This is a genomic window from Alteripontixanthobacter maritimus, assembly GCF_003340475.1.
GTDB classification, from domain to species: Bacteria; Pseudomonadota; Alphaproteobacteria; order Sphingomonadales; family Sphingomonadaceae; genus Alteripontixanthobacter; species Alteripontixanthobacter maritimus.
The window spans coordinates 1,687,618-1,704,068 of record NZ_QBKA01000002.1; the positions used below are offsets into that span (position 1 = coordinate 1,687,618).

9 protein-coding genes are annotated in these 16,451 nt (G+C 59.9%); 4 read left to right on the forward strand and 5 right to left on the reverse strand.

Annotated elements, in window-relative coordinates; translation table 11 throughout:
* Window positions 1–72: 72 nt before the first annotated feature.
* Window positions 73–1,605, reverse strand: a complete 1,533-nt coding sequence (locus tag HME9302_RS08400; RefSeq protein ID WP_115366645.1) for a Ppx/GppA phosphatase family protein — start codon at window positions 1,603–1,605, stop codon at window positions 73–75.
* Between the two features lie 6 nt (window positions 1,606–1,611).
* Window positions 1,612–3,879: an RNA degradosome polyphosphate kinase gene (locus tag HME9302_RS08405; protein WP_115366646.1), complete on the reverse strand. Its 2,268-nt coding sequence runs from the start codon at window positions 3,877–3,879 to the stop codon at window positions 1,612–1,614.
* Window positions 3,880–4,073: 194 nt separating this feature from the next.
* Here HME9302_RS08405 and HME9302_RS08410 point away from each other — a divergent pair, with 194 nt between their 5' ends.
* From HME9302_RS08410 to HME9302_RS08425, 4 genes are read left to right on the forward strand one after another with little or no spacing between them, the layout of a single operon-like run.
* Window positions 4,074–5,123 (forward strand): glycosyltransferase family 2 protein, encoded by a 1,050-nt coding sequence (locus HME9302_RS08410; RefSeq protein ID WP_115366647.1) that lies wholly within the window; start codon window positions 4,074–4,076, stop codon window positions 5,121–5,123.
* Window positions 5,092–6,789 carry an ArnT family glycosyltransferase gene (locus HME9302_RS08415; protein WP_147270793.1) on the forward strand — a complete coding sequence of 566 codons (1,698 nt, stop codon included), beginning with the start codon at window positions 5,092–5,094 and terminating at the stop codon, window positions 6,787–6,789. The genes HME9302_RS08410 and HME9302_RS08415 overlap by 32 nt, the downstream gene beginning before the upstream one ends.
* Window positions 6,789–8,198 (forward strand): oligosaccharide flippase family protein, encoded by a 1,410-nt coding sequence (locus tag HME9302_RS08420; protein WP_181815717.1) that lies wholly within the window; start codon window positions 6,789–6,791, stop codon window positions 8,196–8,198. The genes HME9302_RS08415 and HME9302_RS08420 overlap by 1 nt, the downstream gene beginning before the upstream one ends.
* Window positions 8,195–9,136 (forward strand): glycosyltransferase family 2 protein, encoded by a 942-nt coding sequence (locus HME9302_RS08425; protein WP_115366650.1) that lies wholly within the window; start codon window positions 8,195–8,197, stop codon window positions 9,134–9,136. Before HME9302_RS08420 ends, HME9302_RS08425 begins: the two co-directional genes overlap by 4 nt.
* On the opposite strand, the gene HME9302_RS08430 is transcribed toward HME9302_RS08425, so the two are convergent.
* The 3 genes from HME9302_RS08430 to HME9302_RS08440 all read right to left on the reverse strand — a co-directional run bounded on the left by HME9302_RS08430 (window position 9,133) and on the right by HME9302_RS08440 (window position 16,234).
* Complete coding sequence (locus tag HME9302_RS08430; RefSeq protein ID WP_115366651.1) at window positions 9,133–10,254, reverse strand: glycosyltransferase; 1,122 nt, start codon at window positions 10,252–10,254, stop codon at window positions 9,133–9,135. The genes HME9302_RS08425 and HME9302_RS08430 overlap by 4 nt on opposite strands.
* A gap of 159 nt (window positions 10,255–10,413) precedes the next feature.
* Window positions 10,414–13,032, reverse strand: a complete 2,619-nt coding sequence (locus tag HME9302_RS08435) for an EAL domain-containing protein (protein WP_115366652.1) — start codon at window positions 13,030–13,032, stop codon at window positions 10,414–10,416.
* A gap of 97 nt (window positions 13,033–13,129) precedes the next feature.
* Window positions 13,130–16,234: a S8 family serine peptidase gene (locus HME9302_RS08440; protein WP_115366653.1), complete on the reverse strand. Its 3,105-nt coding sequence runs from the start codon at window positions 16,232–16,234 to the stop codon at window positions 13,130–13,132.
* Window positions 16,235–16,451 lie beyond the last annotated feature (217 nt).

Below are 16,451 nucleotides of genomic sequence, written 5' to 3' on the forward strand. Positions count from 1 at the left end.
CGACCTTTCGCAAAGTGTAAGCTTGGCAACGGTATCGCCCGACCGATTGCATATTGCAACTGTCTTAGGTCGTCAGGCTTCGTTGTCTTCTACCATCTCTATACGGCTGTTGACGCCCAGCGCGGCAGCGAGATTGGCCAGATCCTTATCGGTCCCGGCGTTGCGGAGCGGCGACAGTTCTTCATCGATCCGCAGGGTCAACATATCATCCTCGATCAGCAGTTTGGAATGCACGATCGATCCAATCGAGCAACCTGCGAACCGGCGGCATAGCCTGGTGGCAAGACCCCAGACCTGCGCCTCCTTCAGAGCTTCATCGCTCGCGATCAGGGTCAATGCCGACGGCAGCGACAGCTTGCCCGTCTGCGCCAGCAATGCGGCGCCCAGCATCCCTCGCTGCTCCGCCGAGAGAGCAATCCAGCGTTTGTGCAAAGCCCAGTCGAGCACCTGTTTGCGGCGCAGGTTCGGTTCCAGCGTCTGGCTGGCGAAGCTGAGCAGGATTGCCGACACCCGCACTCGCTCGTCGCCCGGATGGAACCGCCCACGCAGTTGCGAGGACCAGCCTGCCACCATCGTAGCCATGCGCAACGATCCGGCCAGGTCCTGGGTAAAATCGCTCACGCCCGCGATCAGCGGATCCTGCGCCTGGCGCGTGTCTTCCAACCGGCCGAACAAAAGCCCTTCGCGCAGTCCCCAGGCCGAAATGACAATCCGGGCGGGGTCCAGATCCTTGAACAACACCTCGAGTAGCGCGGCTGCATCGGGCAGCATCGCAAGGCGGGAGGAGGTGATGGCGGATATCTCCGACAGATCGGACACACTTGTGCCCGACAGAGTGCGCGCATGTTTCAACCCGGCTTTGGCAGAGAATTCGAACCCGTGCGCATCGTCCAGCGGGGTATCGGTTTGCAGCATCACATAGCGCCCGAACGCCCGCAAAGCCCCGCCTACAAGGTAGAGCGGGCGGCCTTCGGGCAGTTTGTATCCCGAAGCCGCGAGCAGTTGACGCAGCCGCTTAGCCAGCGCCTTTTCCCCGGATGCCCGGATGGCCGGCAGGCGCAGGGTACCGAGCGGCAGGCTGACACCATGTTTAATGCCATCCGCATTGATCTCGACGATTTCCAGGCTGCCCCCGCCAAGGTCGAGAGCTACGCCTTCGGCACCCGGAAATGCGCCTGAGACGCCGACGGCACTGGCCTGCGCCTCCTGCTCTCCCGTCAGAACACGCAAATCCAGCCCAAGCTCACGGACGGCAGCAGCAAACTCGGGACCATTCGCCGCGTCGCGCACGGCGGCGGTGGCAACGGTTTCCACGTCGCTCGTTTCAAGTTCTTCCAGCAGCATCACGAACCGACGCAGGCCCGCCAGCGCCATGTCCCACGATTCCGCGCCGATGCGCCCGGTTTCTTCCAGCTCGCTTCCCAGCCTTGCCGTCACTTTCTCGTTATGGATCACACGCGGAGCCCGCAACGCGCCACCGAACACCACCAGCCGCACTGTGTTCGAACCGATATCGATAATGGCGCGCCGATCCCCGCGGTTATGGCCGTTGGTCTTTCTGCCGGACCTTTGCATGGCGGGGCGTAGTCCGGAGGTTTGGCTCATCGGCGTTCATGATCCCTGGCTTAGCGATAGTCGCGGGACATCTTCGCCGCTTACCAGCGCGCTGCCCCGGCCGGACAGTGACGGATTGGTCATGAAATAGCGATGCACGTCGAAAAGTTTTTCGCCGCTTTCCACCCGCCCGTAACTACCATCGGGCTGCGCCCGCCAGCTGCGGGCGGTATCCAGCAGGTTCGCCTGCATGACCTGTTCCAGCACCTGATCGTGGATGGTGCGATTACGCAAGGGCACCAGTACCTCCACCCGGCGGTCGAGATTGCGGCCCATCAGATCGGCGGACGAGATGTACACCCGCGCTTTCGCACTGGGCAACGTGGCCCCGTTGGCAAAGACATAGATGCGGCTGTGTTCGAGAAAGCGTCCGATAATGGAGCGGACCTCGATGTTTTCCGACAGTCCTTCCACCCCTGCGCGCAGGCAACATATCCCGCGTATCACCAGTTCGGCCCGCACGCCTGCCGCACTCGCTTCGTAAAGTTTGTCGATTATTGCCTGATCGGTGAGCGAATTCATTTTCGCCCAGATTCCGCTTGGCCGCCCGCCTTTGGCGTTCTCTATTTCGCGGTCGATACAGGCGGTCAGTTGCTCGCGAAGATTGGCTGGCGATATACTTAAAAGCTCGGTGCGTTCGGGCTTCACGTAGCCGGTAATGAAGTTGAACAGCTTGCCAGCATCGCGCGCCGCTTTCGGATCGTCTGTGAAGAAGCTGAGATCGGTATAGATGCGGGCGTTTACGGGGTGATAATTTCCAGTGCCGAAATGGCAGTATGTGCGGTAGCCAGAGGCGCCCGCATCCCCATCGCCATCGCCATCGCCGCTGCGTTCGCGCCGCACCACCATCGAAACCTTGGCATGGGTCTTCCAATCCACGAAACCGTAGATGACCTGCACGCCTGCGCTTTCCAGCTGGCTTGCCCAGAGCAGGTTCTGCTCCTCGTCGAAGCGTGCCTTCAGTTCCACCACAGCGGTCACAGCCTTGCCGGCTTCGGCTGCCGCGATGAGGGCTGACACAACGCTGGACTGCGTGCCGGCACGGTACAGCGTCTGCTTGATCGCCACCACATCGGGATCGCGTGCCGCTTGCTTGAGGAAATCGACCACCACTTCGAAGCTTTCATAAGGGTGGTGGACGATGAACTCCTTTTCGCGGATCGCGGCGAAGCAATCGCCGTCGTGCTGCGCGATGCGTTCGGGATAACGCGGCGTGTAGGGTTCGAATTTAAGGTCCGGACGGTCGGTTTCGACCAGCTCCGCCAACGCCTCGAACCCGATCAGACCGTCCGCCGCATGGACCCGCATATCGTCCAGCCCCAAATGCTCGCGCAGGACACTCTCGGCCGACGGACTCAAATCGCCCGACACTTCCAGCAGGATTATGGTCCCGCGCCGCCTGCGCTGGATCGCCGTGCGATAAAAACGGACTAAGTCCTCCGCCTCCTCCTCGATTTCGATATCGCTGTCCCGAAGCACGCGGAACACGCAGCTCGACTGGACGGAGAAGCCGGCAAACAGGACATCCCCATGGCGGCGAAGCAGGCGTTCGATGCTGATATAGCGTGCGGTGACGGGCTGGGCATCCGGTGCCCCGTCGGTGCCCTCAGTACCACTTCCTGGTATGTCCGGCAGCCGGATGAAGCGCGGCAGCGATTGCGGGACCAGCACCATCTGCAGCACTTGTTCGCTGTCGTCATCCCGCTGCAGCGCGAATAGAATACCCATCCCGCGATTATGGACAAAGGGAAACGGATGCGCCGGGTCGATTGCCTGCGGTGTGATGACGGGCTGCAGGGTTTCCCTGAAATAGCGTTTCAGCCAGCGCGCGGTTTCGGGATCCTGCCGTTCGTCGCCCAGGACTTCCACTCCCGCCTCAGTCAGCTCGCCGTGAAGCCTCGACCATTCATGCGATTGCCGTTCGAGCAGGACGGATAACTCGGCATGGATTGCCGACAACTGTTGGGTGGGCGTACGGCCGTCGATGGACAATTCCTCGATCCCGCGCCGCTCCTGCCCGACAAGGCCTGCCACCCGCACCATGACGAATTCATCGAGATTGCTTCCGGAGATCGACAGGAACCGCAACCGCTCGAGCAAAGGGTGTTCGCGATTGGCCGCCTCTTCCAGAACTCTCGTGTTAAATGCCAGCCAGCTTAATTCGCGGTTGTGGTACCGATCCGCCGCCGAGGCGGATGCGATGCGTGGTTCGGGATCAGCTGAGGTGCGCCCGGTGACAGGTGACTCGTTATCGGCAGCGGGCATGGCGTGCAGGACTACTCCAAAAGCGGTTTGTTACAGCGCGATTGTTGCGCCGCCGTGACAGGGTTGATTGTTCCTGCGTCCATCGCCCGGCTGCCCGACTGCGCCCTATGGTAAACGCTTCGGTAACCAATTTCCATCAGTACCGGCAGGGTGTGGCTGTTCCATAGCTTGGAGCGGCCCGTGGGAGGCGGTACGTGACCAAGCTGATTATCCAGATACCATGCTATAATGAAGCAGACCATATCGCCGATACCGTGCGGGCATTGCCGGAGCGGATCGATGGCGTGGATTGCATCGAGATACTGGTGATCGACGACGGTTCCAGCGACGGCACGGAAGAAGCCGCGCGTAATGCTTGCGTGCATCACATCGTCCGCCACCGGCGCAATCGCGGGTTGGCTGCAGCTTTCCAGAGCGGAGTTGACTGTGCATTGCGCGAAGGGGCGGACATCATCGTCAATACCGATGCCGACGGGCAGTATGTCGGCGAGGACGTTGCGAAACTGGTGGGGCCTGTGGTCCGCAGCGAGGCCGACATCGTGGTGGGCGACCGGGGTGTGCTGGATAACGAGTATTTCGGACCGGTCAAACGGCGGCTGCAAGGTCTTGGCAGCGCGCTGGTGAGACGTCTGTCGCGCACCGATATTACCGATGCCGTAAGCGGCTTTCGTGCTATCAGCCGGGAAGCAGCGCAGCAGATATTTATCACTACCGACTTTTCCTACACCACCGATATGCTGATCCAGGCAGGACGCAAACGGATGCGGATCGTCAGCGTACCCATTCGCACCAATGCGGCAATCCGTCCCTCGCGCCTGTTTCGGTCGATCCCCAGCTTCATCATGCAGACCGGTGTCACGATTGCCCGCGCTTACATTACCTACAACCCGCTCCGCGTGTTCGTCGGCATCGGGTTGGTATTATCGCTGATCGGAATTTTGCCGATTCTGCGCTTTCTGGCGTTCTATCTTGCAGGCAATGGTGATGGTCATGTCCAGTCGCTGGTGATTGGCGGTTCGCTGATGGTGATGGGCGCGATGGTGGCCATTTTCGGTATTCTCGGCGATCTAATGGCCGCCAACCGCAAATTGCTGGAAGCGAACCTGCGCCACGTACGGCAATTGGAAGAACGCATCGACCGGATTGGCCGGCAGACACCCCCGGACCCGCAATCCGATGACGAGCGGCTGAAACTGCCGCCCGAACATCCCGTTGAACGCCTTCGCCGCTCGAAATTCGGCTGAAGCTGTGCAGGCTGCGCTATCACCACTGCACGCGCGGCTCGTCCTGGTCGTTATCGCAGCCGCGCTACTGATGCAGGCAGTGCTGGTGTTCCGCATGAACGTGAACTGGGACGAGTACTGGTTTCTAGGCCGCATCTATCTTGCACACGCAGGCGAACTGGCAGATCCTTTTCAGAACTTCCACGTCCATCTGTTCAGCTGGCTACCGGGCGTTCCCCTTAATGAGATCGATCAAATCGTGGCTGGGCGGCTGGTTATGTTCGGATGCGAGCTGGCCGCGCTGTGGTGCCTCTATTTTATCTGCCGCACGCTGGCCGATAAAGCGAGCGCGCTGCTTGTGGTAGCGTTGTGGCTCTGCAGCACTTACACGATTGCGCACGGCGCTAGTTTCCGGACCGATCCGGTCGCAGCCACGCTGCTGATGGGCGCGCTGGCGTTGCTGGTGGCTGGCGGGGCTTGGTGGCGGAGTTTGCTGGCTGGCTGCCTTGCTGCTGTATCGCTGCTCATCACCGTCAAAGGTGCGTTTTACCTGCCGGTATTTGTCGGGATCCTGGTCTATGTCTGGCGGAGGGACGGGCGCGCCGATACGCTTCGCCGCTTTGCAATCGCAGGCATCGTTACCGCGGCCCTGGGTGCGGTCCTGTGGTTGTGGCACGGTGCCTTGCTGGCAGGGAGCGAAGCCAGCGTAGCGGACCCGTCGCTCGGTCAGGCGGCAAACGTGGGTGGCAATGCCGCGAGCACTGTTATGAACCAGCAGGAATGGTTCGCACGAGGGTCCTATATCCTTGCCTGGTTCGCAGGAGGCATCGCGACGGCCCTTGCGCTGGCTACCGGTTCGATCCTTGCTGCACGAAACGTGATCGCCAGACGAGCGCCTGTTCTGGGCATGACGGTCCTGCTATGCGCCCTGCCGCTCTTCTCGCTGGTTTTCTACCGCAATGCTTTTCCCTATTTCTTCCCCTTCATCATGCTGCCCACGATGATAGCTGCCCTGCCCGCAGCCCAGCGCCTTCTCACAGACTGGCAGACCCGGTTTGGCTTGGTGGTACTTATTCTAGCGGTAAGTCTGGCAGTCCAGTTCGCGACTTATTGGCCGCGAGACCAGGCTACGCAGCGTCAGTACACCGCGCTGGCGCACCGGATATTCCCCGAACCCGCTCCCTATATCGAACGCAGCACGATGCTGCCGTCGTTTCAGAAAAGTGGGTTCTTCATGAGCACGCTTGGCATGCAACGGCATCGCCAAGGTGTCGATTCCCTTGCGGCTTCGGTCGCAAAGGATGGCCCGCCCTTGTTATTGGCAAGTGCCCCGGCGCTGGCCATGGCGCTGGACCCGTCCCTGACCACCGATATGCCCCAGCTCCTGCCGCAAGACGCAGCGATTTTGCGGGACAATTACATTCAGCATTGGGGCGATCTGTGGGTTGCGGGGAAGACCCTTCAGGCCGCCTCCGGTCAATTCGACGTCGTTATCCCCGGCATATACACTCTGGAATGCAACGGGATGCGCATGATCGACGGACGCAATCGAAACTGCGGCGCAACCTTCCGGTTGGGTCGCGGAAACCATGAATGGACCGGTGGAGAGGCGACGCTTCGCTGGGGCGATCATTTGTACAGACCAGACCGGCCCGCGCCGTCCGGTCCAATCTATTACGATCTGTAATGGCTGTGCCCCCGACCTCGCCCGGCAAGACCGCACCTGGATCGCCGGGACGCAGCACGAGCGACATGCCGACGAAACGGCGCGCCCGCTTCGACCGCTGGCTTGCAAGCGGACGTAGTCTGGCATCCGGCCCCATCGCCCGAGCGAGCGGGACGAGCCTTGCAATCCGGCTCGCCAGTTTGGCGCTGCTATTCGCGCAAGCCGTCCTGACTGCCCGACTGCTGGGTCCGGCGGGCTACGGAACGGTCGCGAGCGTCCTGGCGGTGGTCCACATTCTTGTGATGTTCGCGATCCTCGGCATGGGTTCGCTGGCTGTGCGCGAAATCCCGGTACGCCTGACAGCGCGCCAGCCGAAGGAACTGGCAGCTTTTGTGCGGTTCTCGTTCCTGCTGGTGCTGGGTTGCTCTGTACTGATTGCGCTTGTTGCCGCAACGCTGGCCATCCCGGTGCTTGGCGGAAACATGCTGACCGGCTTTGCAGCCATACTCGGCGGGCTGCTCATCGTGCCGCTTGCGATGCTCGCCTTGCTGAAGGGCTGGGCGCAGGGTTTTGGAAGGATCGCGCTATCACTGTTGCCGGCAGACGTCGTCCGCCCCGCCCTGCTGGTCATAGTGCTGGGTTTCGCGGCATTTACCGGGGTGCGCTTCGCGCCGGAAGACTATTTTATCTGGGCGCTCGCATCGGCATTGGTGGCCTTGTTTATTGCTGCCATCGCCCTGTGGCGGGACAAGTTGCGTGAGTTGCCGAAACCGGCAGGCACGCCGCACGCGCGGCGCTCCCTCGCAAACGCCATGCCATTCCTGGGCATCGGACTGGCGGCCATCCTGCAGGGCGAGATCAACACGCTGCTGCTGGCAGCGCTCGCCGGACCGGAGGAAACCGGCCTGTTCCAGCCAGTCGCGCGACTGTTGCCGATCCTGACATTGCCTGTACAGGCTGCGACGTTTGCCTACGCACCGCGCATGGCGGAATTGCGCGAACAGGGCGAGTTCGAGCGCATCCGCTCGATCACACGGATTTTTACGCTGACCACCGGCTTCCTGACTTTGGCGCTGGCGCTCGTCATTTGCATTGCCGGACCCTGGTTGATGTTGGCTTTCGGCCGCGATTTCGTAGCCAGCGCTCCGTTGCTGTGGATCGTCGCCGGCGGCGTGGTGGTAAGCACGTTCTTCGGCCCGATGGGGCATCTTCTGACGATGTGCGGCAAGGGGCGCGAAGCGTTTCTCAGCCAGCTCTGCGGTGTGTTTGCCAATTTGATACTGGCGCTGTGGCTGGTGCCGCGCGTAGGCGCGACGGGCGCTGCCATCGCCATGGCTGCCAGCTTGGTCGTGCTGACTTCCATCACATTCTGGGCCGCCCGCGCGCGGCTGGATGTCTATTCCCACGAAACAAGCGGGGTGCAGGCATGATCGACATTCTTCTCGGCACATATAATGGCGGCGCGCATCTCGACGAATTGCTGCGATCGCTGGAGGCGCAGAGCTTTTCCGACTGGCGATTGATCGTTCGCGACGACGGTTCGAGCGACAACACTCTCGAAGTGCTGGGCCAATGGGCATCTCGGACCGCGCGCGACGTGATGCTGATCGAAAACCGGCCCACAGCTGGCGGCGCATGCGCCAATTTCAATGTCCTGCTCGAATCATCCGATGCGCCCTATTTCGCGTTTTGCGATCAAGACGATGTGTGGCTTCCGGAAAAGCTCGCCACGATGTTATCAGCGGTGCGAACCTGCGAGGCACGCCACGGCATTGATCACCCGGTTCTGGTACATAGCGATCTGGCGGTCGTGGATGCGTCGCTGCAACCCGTTTCACCGTCCTACTGGCAGCTGCTGCGTTACGATCCAGCGCACCAGTCCGACCGCCGATCGGCCTTCCTCGAAAACTTCGTGACCGGCTGTGCCACGATGGGCAACGCAGCTCTGCGTGAGCGGGCGACACCGATCCCGGACGGGGCGATCATGCACGATTGGTGGGTGGCGCTGGTCGCGACATGGTTTGGCAGCTTGGTCGCATGTCCGGAAAAGACCATCCTTTACCGGCAGCACGGCGCGAATGTCATCGGTGCAAGTGATTGGAGCGTGCCCGCCATGGCCAGACGCTTTGCAGCAAAACCGACCGATTCCATCCGCAGGACAAGCCGGATCGTGCAGCGGACGCAAACCCAGGCTGGGGCATTTGCCAAACGATATGGCCGCAGCCTGGACCCTGATATCGCCAGCTTCACGGCCCGATACGGGGCGCTCGGCATACAGCCGTTCCTCGCGCGCAAGGCATTCATGTTGAAGGAACGGTTCGTGCCGTCCTACATCATGCGCACAGCGTTTTACTGGCTGGTTATCTAGCCTTTCGTAGCGAGGACCGAACCGACGATAGCGCCCCATTGCCGTGCCAGCGCATCCGGAGCGAACCGTTCGGCGATGGCTGGATCCAACCGATCCGGACCGTCGGCTGCGCGCTTGACTGCGTCCAGCAAAGCCTGTGGATCGCCCGCGGGGATGAGTTCCACACCCGGTTCGTCATCGCCCACCAGTTCCCGCATCGCCGGGCTGTCGCGCGTGACGAGCGGCTTTCCTGCCGAGATGACCTGGAACACCTTGTTGGGAATGACGCGGGCCGACTTTTCGCTGGTTCCGAATATGCCGAGGCATATGTCAGCCTGCCCGATTTCCGCCTTTAGCTCGTCATACGCCATCCAGTTCGTCCATCGAACTTGCGGCAAGGGATCGGTAACGAGCATTTGGCGGATACGCGGTGCTTCCTGACCGTCGCCGATAATATGCCATGCGATAGGCGCGTCACGGGCCAGACGCGCAGCCTCAATGATGGTTTCGATGCCATGCAGCGGAATGAATTGTCCGTAGAACAGGATTTGTAACTCTTCACCGCCAATTGACTCGCCAGTCGGCTCCAGCTGGAAATTCGCAGTCTCCGCCCCGACAAATACGGCGACGGTCTTTCGCTCGTTTAAATTATACAGTTCTGCGAGCATGGCAGCGTGCGCCCTTGTGTCGAGCACCACCTTGTCGGCTGCACGACAGGCCAGCTTTTCCCAGCCGCGCAAAACCCAAGCCAGCGGGTTGCGGGGGCCGACCATACGCCGGTCGCGCACTACGGTATCGTAAAGCGAGAGAAAGACATCCCATACGATCGGCACGCCGCGCATCCGTGCCAGTGGCCACAAGATCAGCACATCGAGATGGCCCATATAAGGCACGACCACCACATCATGCCGTGGTGCCCGCAGATAGCGCCACATCAAGCCGGGATACGCCAGCAACCAACGCAGCCCATGCGCCAACCAGCCAACCCGCGAAAGCTGGCTCTTGTCCGCCACCCCTTCCCAGACAGGCGTATGGATTTCCACAACATCGAAACCGGACGCTCGCAACGAGTCGCGCAGGATACGCGTCCGCGGTTTGCCGAGATCATATGTGCCCCACAGGACAACCCGCTGTGTCATCGCGCGAAACTGGCAGGGAAGGTATGGCTCGGCAACCCGTTCTTACCGTGCTGCCGACCGGTAATGCACCAGTTAGCTAGTCCGTTGCTTCTCACGATAAGGGGGACCGCGCGCGGAATACCGATAGTCCTTCAGCGTTTGGCGGCACAGGTGTTTGTATTAGGCTGCTTCTTGCGAGTCAGATGAGGTCGCGGACTGCGCTTCCGATTGCTTCGGCGCGCCGAACAGATAGCCCTGGAAGCTGGAACAGCCCAGCCGCGTCATCGTCTCGAGCTGGTCGTCGGCCTCAATACCTTCGGCAGTTACGTCGATATCCAGGGAACGTGCCAGCGAAACGATCGCCGTAACGATAGCCTGGCTCTTGGACGAACCGGCCGTCGCGGTTTGCACGGAATCCCGGTCGATCTTGATCATCGAGAAGTTCATTTTCTCGATATAGTTCAGCGACGAGTAGCCATGCCCGAAATCATCCAACACGAACGATACGCCGATATCGGCCAGATTGTTGACCAGCCTTTCGGTTTCGTCGTCCATTTCCAGGACGATGGATTCGGTTAGTTCGAGAAGCAACCTGTTCGGCGCAAGCCCGCTCGATGCCAGCGCCTCTATCACTGTCGTAAGAAATTCGCCGGTCGACAATTGCAGGGCGGAAATATTGACCGACAGCTTGATGGCATCGTCCCACGTTTTCGCTTCTGCGCAGGCCTTGCGTAGCATCCATGCACCCAGCCTTTCGATCAGCAGCGCGTCTTCGGCCACCGGAATGAATACGCTTGGCGGTACGTTGCCACGGGTTGGATGATTCCACCGCATGAGCGCTTCATAGCTCTTGATCTTGCGGTCGCCGCCACCGACGATCGGCTGATAGGAGATCGAAATCTCATCATTCGCAAGGGCGGCTTCCAGATCGCGCTCGAGGCTGACACGCTCCTCCAGCTCGATACGCATTTTGGGTGAATACTCGACGTAGATACCGCGGCCTCGATCCTTGGCCTCGTACAATGCGAGATCGGCGTTTGTCATCAAAACGCTGGTGGAGCTGTTCTGATCGCCGAATACCGTTAGCCCGATCGATGCGCCGATGGTCATTTCGGTTCCCGACATATAATAAACCTCGCCCAGCCGCCTGGTCAGGTTCGCCGCAATATTCCGCGCGTCTTCGATCGAAGTGGAATGGGGCAGGAACAGGCCGAACTCGTCCCCCCCGAGCCGACCGATGACCGCATTGTCGCCCGCTACCTCGCGGAACCGCGTGGCCACTTCGACGAGCACATAGTCCCCTGCCGCGTGGCCATGCACGTCGTTGATCTGCTTGAAGCGGTCGAGATCGATCAGCATCAACACACCCTGATCGTTGGCATCCATACAGGCATCGAATTCCGCGTCGAACAAATTGCGGAAGTACCCGCGCGACAGCAGACCCGTCAGTCCGTCATGCTGGGTAAGGTAGGTAAGTTTGTCATTGTTGTTCTTGATTGTGGCCCGACTTCTGGACAGCGCGCGCAGGGTGAATAAAGCTGTGAGAATAGCGATCAATGCCAGCGTAATTCCGCCGGTCAGGCGCCATACCTGCTGCTCGGCCTTTGTCAGCCGCACCTCGTTGGCAACTTTTGCGGCCGATAATCTAGAAATACGCAATTCGCGATTGGTGGCGTCGAAGCGTGCGCCGAGCAGCGCGTTGTTGGCCTGGGCCGACAGGCTGCTGGCCTGGCTGTCCAAGCGGTTGAATGCGGCGAGATGTTCGACCGCAGACTGGTAATCCTCTCGCTTCAAACTGATCTGGTAGGCTGTTTCATGAAAATCGCGGAATAGCGGCGCGGTCGTTTTCACATCCTGCGATGCGAAAGTTCGCGAGATAAAGCGCCAGGCTTCCTCGGTATTCCCGCGACCAAAAGCGATCTGCGCTTTTACCCCGTATAAAAACGGTAGCCAGTCCGCTGCCCCGCGCGAAGCAAGGCGAATACCCTGCGCAAGGCTTTGTTCGGCAGCCCCTACTTGCCCGTTCTTCAATTGGGCGGACGCGATGTTGGTGAAAATCCGTGCTTCCAGCATCGGACTGGACATTTTCCTGGCCGATGCGAGCGCCAGGCGGAATTCCTGCTCCGCCTTGCCAAAGCGGTCTAATGCTTTGAGCGCGTTGCCACGATTGTTATGCGCGGAAACAGATAGGGCATTGTCTTCCTTATATGTAACGTTTGCTTGCCGGTAATAATCCAGCACTCTTTCGTAATCGCGGGCATCGGAATAGAGCGAACCGATATTCTGGAGGACGATGGCCTGACTTCTGGCCTCTCCTAAAGCCTTGTAGCTGTCATGCGCATCCTGAAAGAAGGCCAGCGCCTCGCCATATTCGCCTTTGCCAGCCTTGAGCGAGGCTTGAGAGCGCAGCAGATCGGCATGCAGCTTGGAGCTGGGTGCGAGATGCTCGATCTTCGCCAAAGCCTTGGCAATAATCTCCTGCGCTTCGTCTGCACGGTTGAGCCGCATCAGGGCCTCGCCTTCGAGCCATTGCGAAGTCAGGATTTGCTCGGCCATGTCGCGTTTGCTGCCCTGCGCGGCCTTCGCCGCATCCCGGGCGAGCTTGAGGGCGGCGGAAGGATCGGCCATCATGCTGGCTTGCGCTTCGCCAATCTTTGCATCGAAAGCCGAATTCGCTTGGGCGGAAGAAGAAGATCGGTCGCCCTGCCTATTATCGGCAAGCGCGGGAACAGCGCACAGCGTCAGAACAATCCCCGCAGCAGCGCCAATGGCCCGGCGAAACACTGTTGTCTTCGTCATGTCTCCCCCCTCCCGTTCTCGCGCAATGCCGCTAGGTAAAGCGCCGCCCTATCTTTCATTCGCCTGATAAGATTGCGGCAACCGTTGGCCGATTTTTCTAGAATTTCAGGCGAACATTGCCCCCGAAGATATAATTTTTCGTTTCGTCATCGGTGGTTGCTGTTTCAAAACGTCCGAAAAAGCCGAACTCGCCATTGGAACCCAGTGGCGCCGCATAGACAGCTTCGCCTACCAAGCGGCGCTTGCCCTCGATGCCAATCGTTTGCGTCACGACACCGAATTCTCCGGTCGAACGATCGGTAATCTGGCGGCTCGTGAATTCGATTTCACCGGCTTCGATGTTGAGCGGTTGGGCGACCGACAGGCGCAGGGTATCGGAGGCTCCGGTAACACCGCGCTTGGTTGCGGTGATTTGTCCGGCCGTGCTCCACACATCGGCACCATTGCGGAACGCCTGCCCGCCTGCCAGCTTGGTAGAACCGCCGGTCGCCGACATATCGAATGAAAGACCGGAGCCGATGTCAATTGTTGCCGACAAAGTCACCGCGTCAGTCGCGGACCCATTCCCGAGAAACGCATCAACCGCAGTTTGTTCGCCCAGCAAGGCGTTGTCTTCACGCAAGCGGGTCCATTGCGCGTTGAACGACACACCTTGGGCAACACGCTGTTCCAGATCGACAGTCATTGCATTGGCGTCACGCGCCCCCAACGAGCGGCGGACCATCGCGTCGAGCGGGTTCAGTCCGCGCAATTCATGCCATTCTTCGCGGTTGTCGCTATAGCCCACCCGCATCACTGTAGTCGGCGCGATAGCGTAGCTGGCCGACGCGAACATTTCCCCGGACGCCATGCCGAGCACCGGGTTGACCCCACCTGATACGATGTTGTGGTCGCTCAGAATGCCGAAACGGTCACCCGCCAACGCCATCGAACCCTGACCATGGCCCAATGTAAAGGACAGCTTCCCATCCGGCCCGGTCAACGTGGCGGCGCTGTGCGTGGAAATTGCCGAACCCTGATCCGACATGCGCGGAACCATCGCGTCGAAGCGCAGCGTCCAGTCACCCGAAGCCAGCGTATCGTTCGACCTGACTTGTGTAATCCCGGCAACACCGTCACCGTTGCTGTCGGTGCCGTCGCTCACGATCCAGCGTGCAAAACGGTCGCTGATGAAGTCCTGCATCCGCTCGTAACCGCCGCCCAGGACGTTGGTTCGCTTACCTTGGGTAAACGAAGACATAGGGACGACGAAATCACGATACGTGTCGCCGATGTCTTCGAACATGGTGAAGAACACATCGTCTGTTTCCCATTGGCCTGGGATGCCCGCATTTACGAGGTCGGACACGGGAACAGAATTGGACTGATAACTGTCGCCTCGTTTTTCATAGAGGACGAAGCTCATACTGGAGAAATCCAGCGGCGATTGCGACGCCGTGACGTCCAGCATGCCCCAGCCATATATCGGATCGACACCAGGAGCGCCCAGATCGCGCGCCGACCTGAAGATGATCTCCGCAGTCTCGTCCGAATGCCCGGCCAGCCACTGCCAGCGATCATGAAGCAATGTGATGGCCCCCGATACCAGAGGCGCTGCGAAAGACGTGCCCGAGCGGCGCACTACGCCGCCCTGCCCATCGGACATCAGCAGCATCTCGCCCGGCGCGACGATGAAACGGTTGTAGAGTTCGTTGCCCGCGTGGCAAACGCCATTATCGAGCAAGCACGTGGTGCCGGCCTGGTTCGAAAAACCGGATATCGAAAGGTTCGGTGACACCGAGCCGACGAAAATCGCAGCGGTATCCTGTGCGAAATTCCATTCGATATCGGTGCTTTGTGTCACCCCGTCATTACCCGCCGCGATGACATAGACGGTCGACCCGTTATGCACGGTAATGTCGGGCCGTGCGAGCACATCCGCCAACCCCTGCGAAGCAACCCATCCGGCTTCCCCGAGTGACATGTTGATGACACTGGCCGACGCTGCATCGGTGAAAGAGGCCGATTTCAAGGTCGCGATACCAGTTGCAACGGTGTCCCACGATGCGGTTCCGTCCAGGCTGAATGGATTATAGGCGGTGATAGATGCGTTGGGCGCGATGCCCATCACGCCCTTCCCGTCGTGCTTGCCGACGATCAGGCTTGCCACGCCCGCGCCGTGGCCGCCGAGCGTATTTGTGGACCCGCCGAGCCATGTGACGTCGCCAACGTCGCGGCCGAAACTGCCGTCGATAATGCCGATAACGGAATCCGCGCCGGATCCCTGGATATGCGTAACGGATGGTGTCCAATTGGTCGCCGCCATCCAGTGATCGACCTGGTCGATACCGGAATACTGCATCAGGCTGTCGTGCCAATCGAGGAAGAACGCAGCGCGGTCCCCCTTCGATTTATTGGCGAGTGTCTGAAGGTTATCCAGATCTATGCCGTGGCGCGCAAACAGCTCAGCTGCAAAGCCATCGCTGAAGGACAGCCCGGCTTCTGCCGTATAGGCTGTGCCAAATTTCGCTTCGGAATCGGCTACCAACCGAAGCAGGCTGTCTTTCACAGCATCGGGGGATGTGCCGGTTGGAGCGAAGACATAATTGCCCGCTATCGTTGTATATTGCAGGCCGCCCCAAAGCGTGTCGGTGGTTTCGATGACAGCACTGGTATTCTTCCAGAAATCGCCGAGCGCACTGAGATCGGCAGTATCGAAGGCGATGATATCTCCCCAGAACGCATCGATGTCGCCCCAGAATGCTCCGATATCGCCGTAGAACGGACTGATATCACCCCAGAATGGATTGATGTCGCCCCAGAACGCGCCGATGTCTCCGTAGAACGGATTGATGTCGCCGTAATATGGAACCAGGCTTCGCGCTTCTACTACACCGCCGATTTCGGTCTGTTCAACACGGGGGCTCTGAATGACGGCCGCGTCCAGCGCCTGCGTGTCGAGATAGAAGGTCGGAACCGCATCATGTGCGTTTACATCAGAAACCTGCGCGCGGGCAGCAGTAACAGCAGGCAAGATAACCGGCATGGGCAAAGCCGAGATAGCTTTGGGCGCCAGCGGGAGCGGCAGCAATTGCCCTATTGCCGGTTTCTCGCTGTTGTCAGAGTCCACTATGAGGGACCCGTCCACTTCACTCGCCTGCGCGATGCTCGCGAGCGAGAGGGCGATTGCGGCCGTGGCTGCATTGATCAGGAGTGACTTCATGGCTCGGGTCCAAAGGGCTTGCGTATCGGGAACACCGATCGCCAGCCCTGCTACTCGAAGCGGCACGTAAGTTCGGTTCAGGAGCCTAGTTAATTTTTAAACAAATTGTGAATCGTTACGGAGCGGTTCCGAAACGCCCCGCTCTGCCGACAATGGGTCGATAGCGTTTTCCAGGTCATTAATTATCAGTAAAGACCAAGATCGACGAAATCCTGCA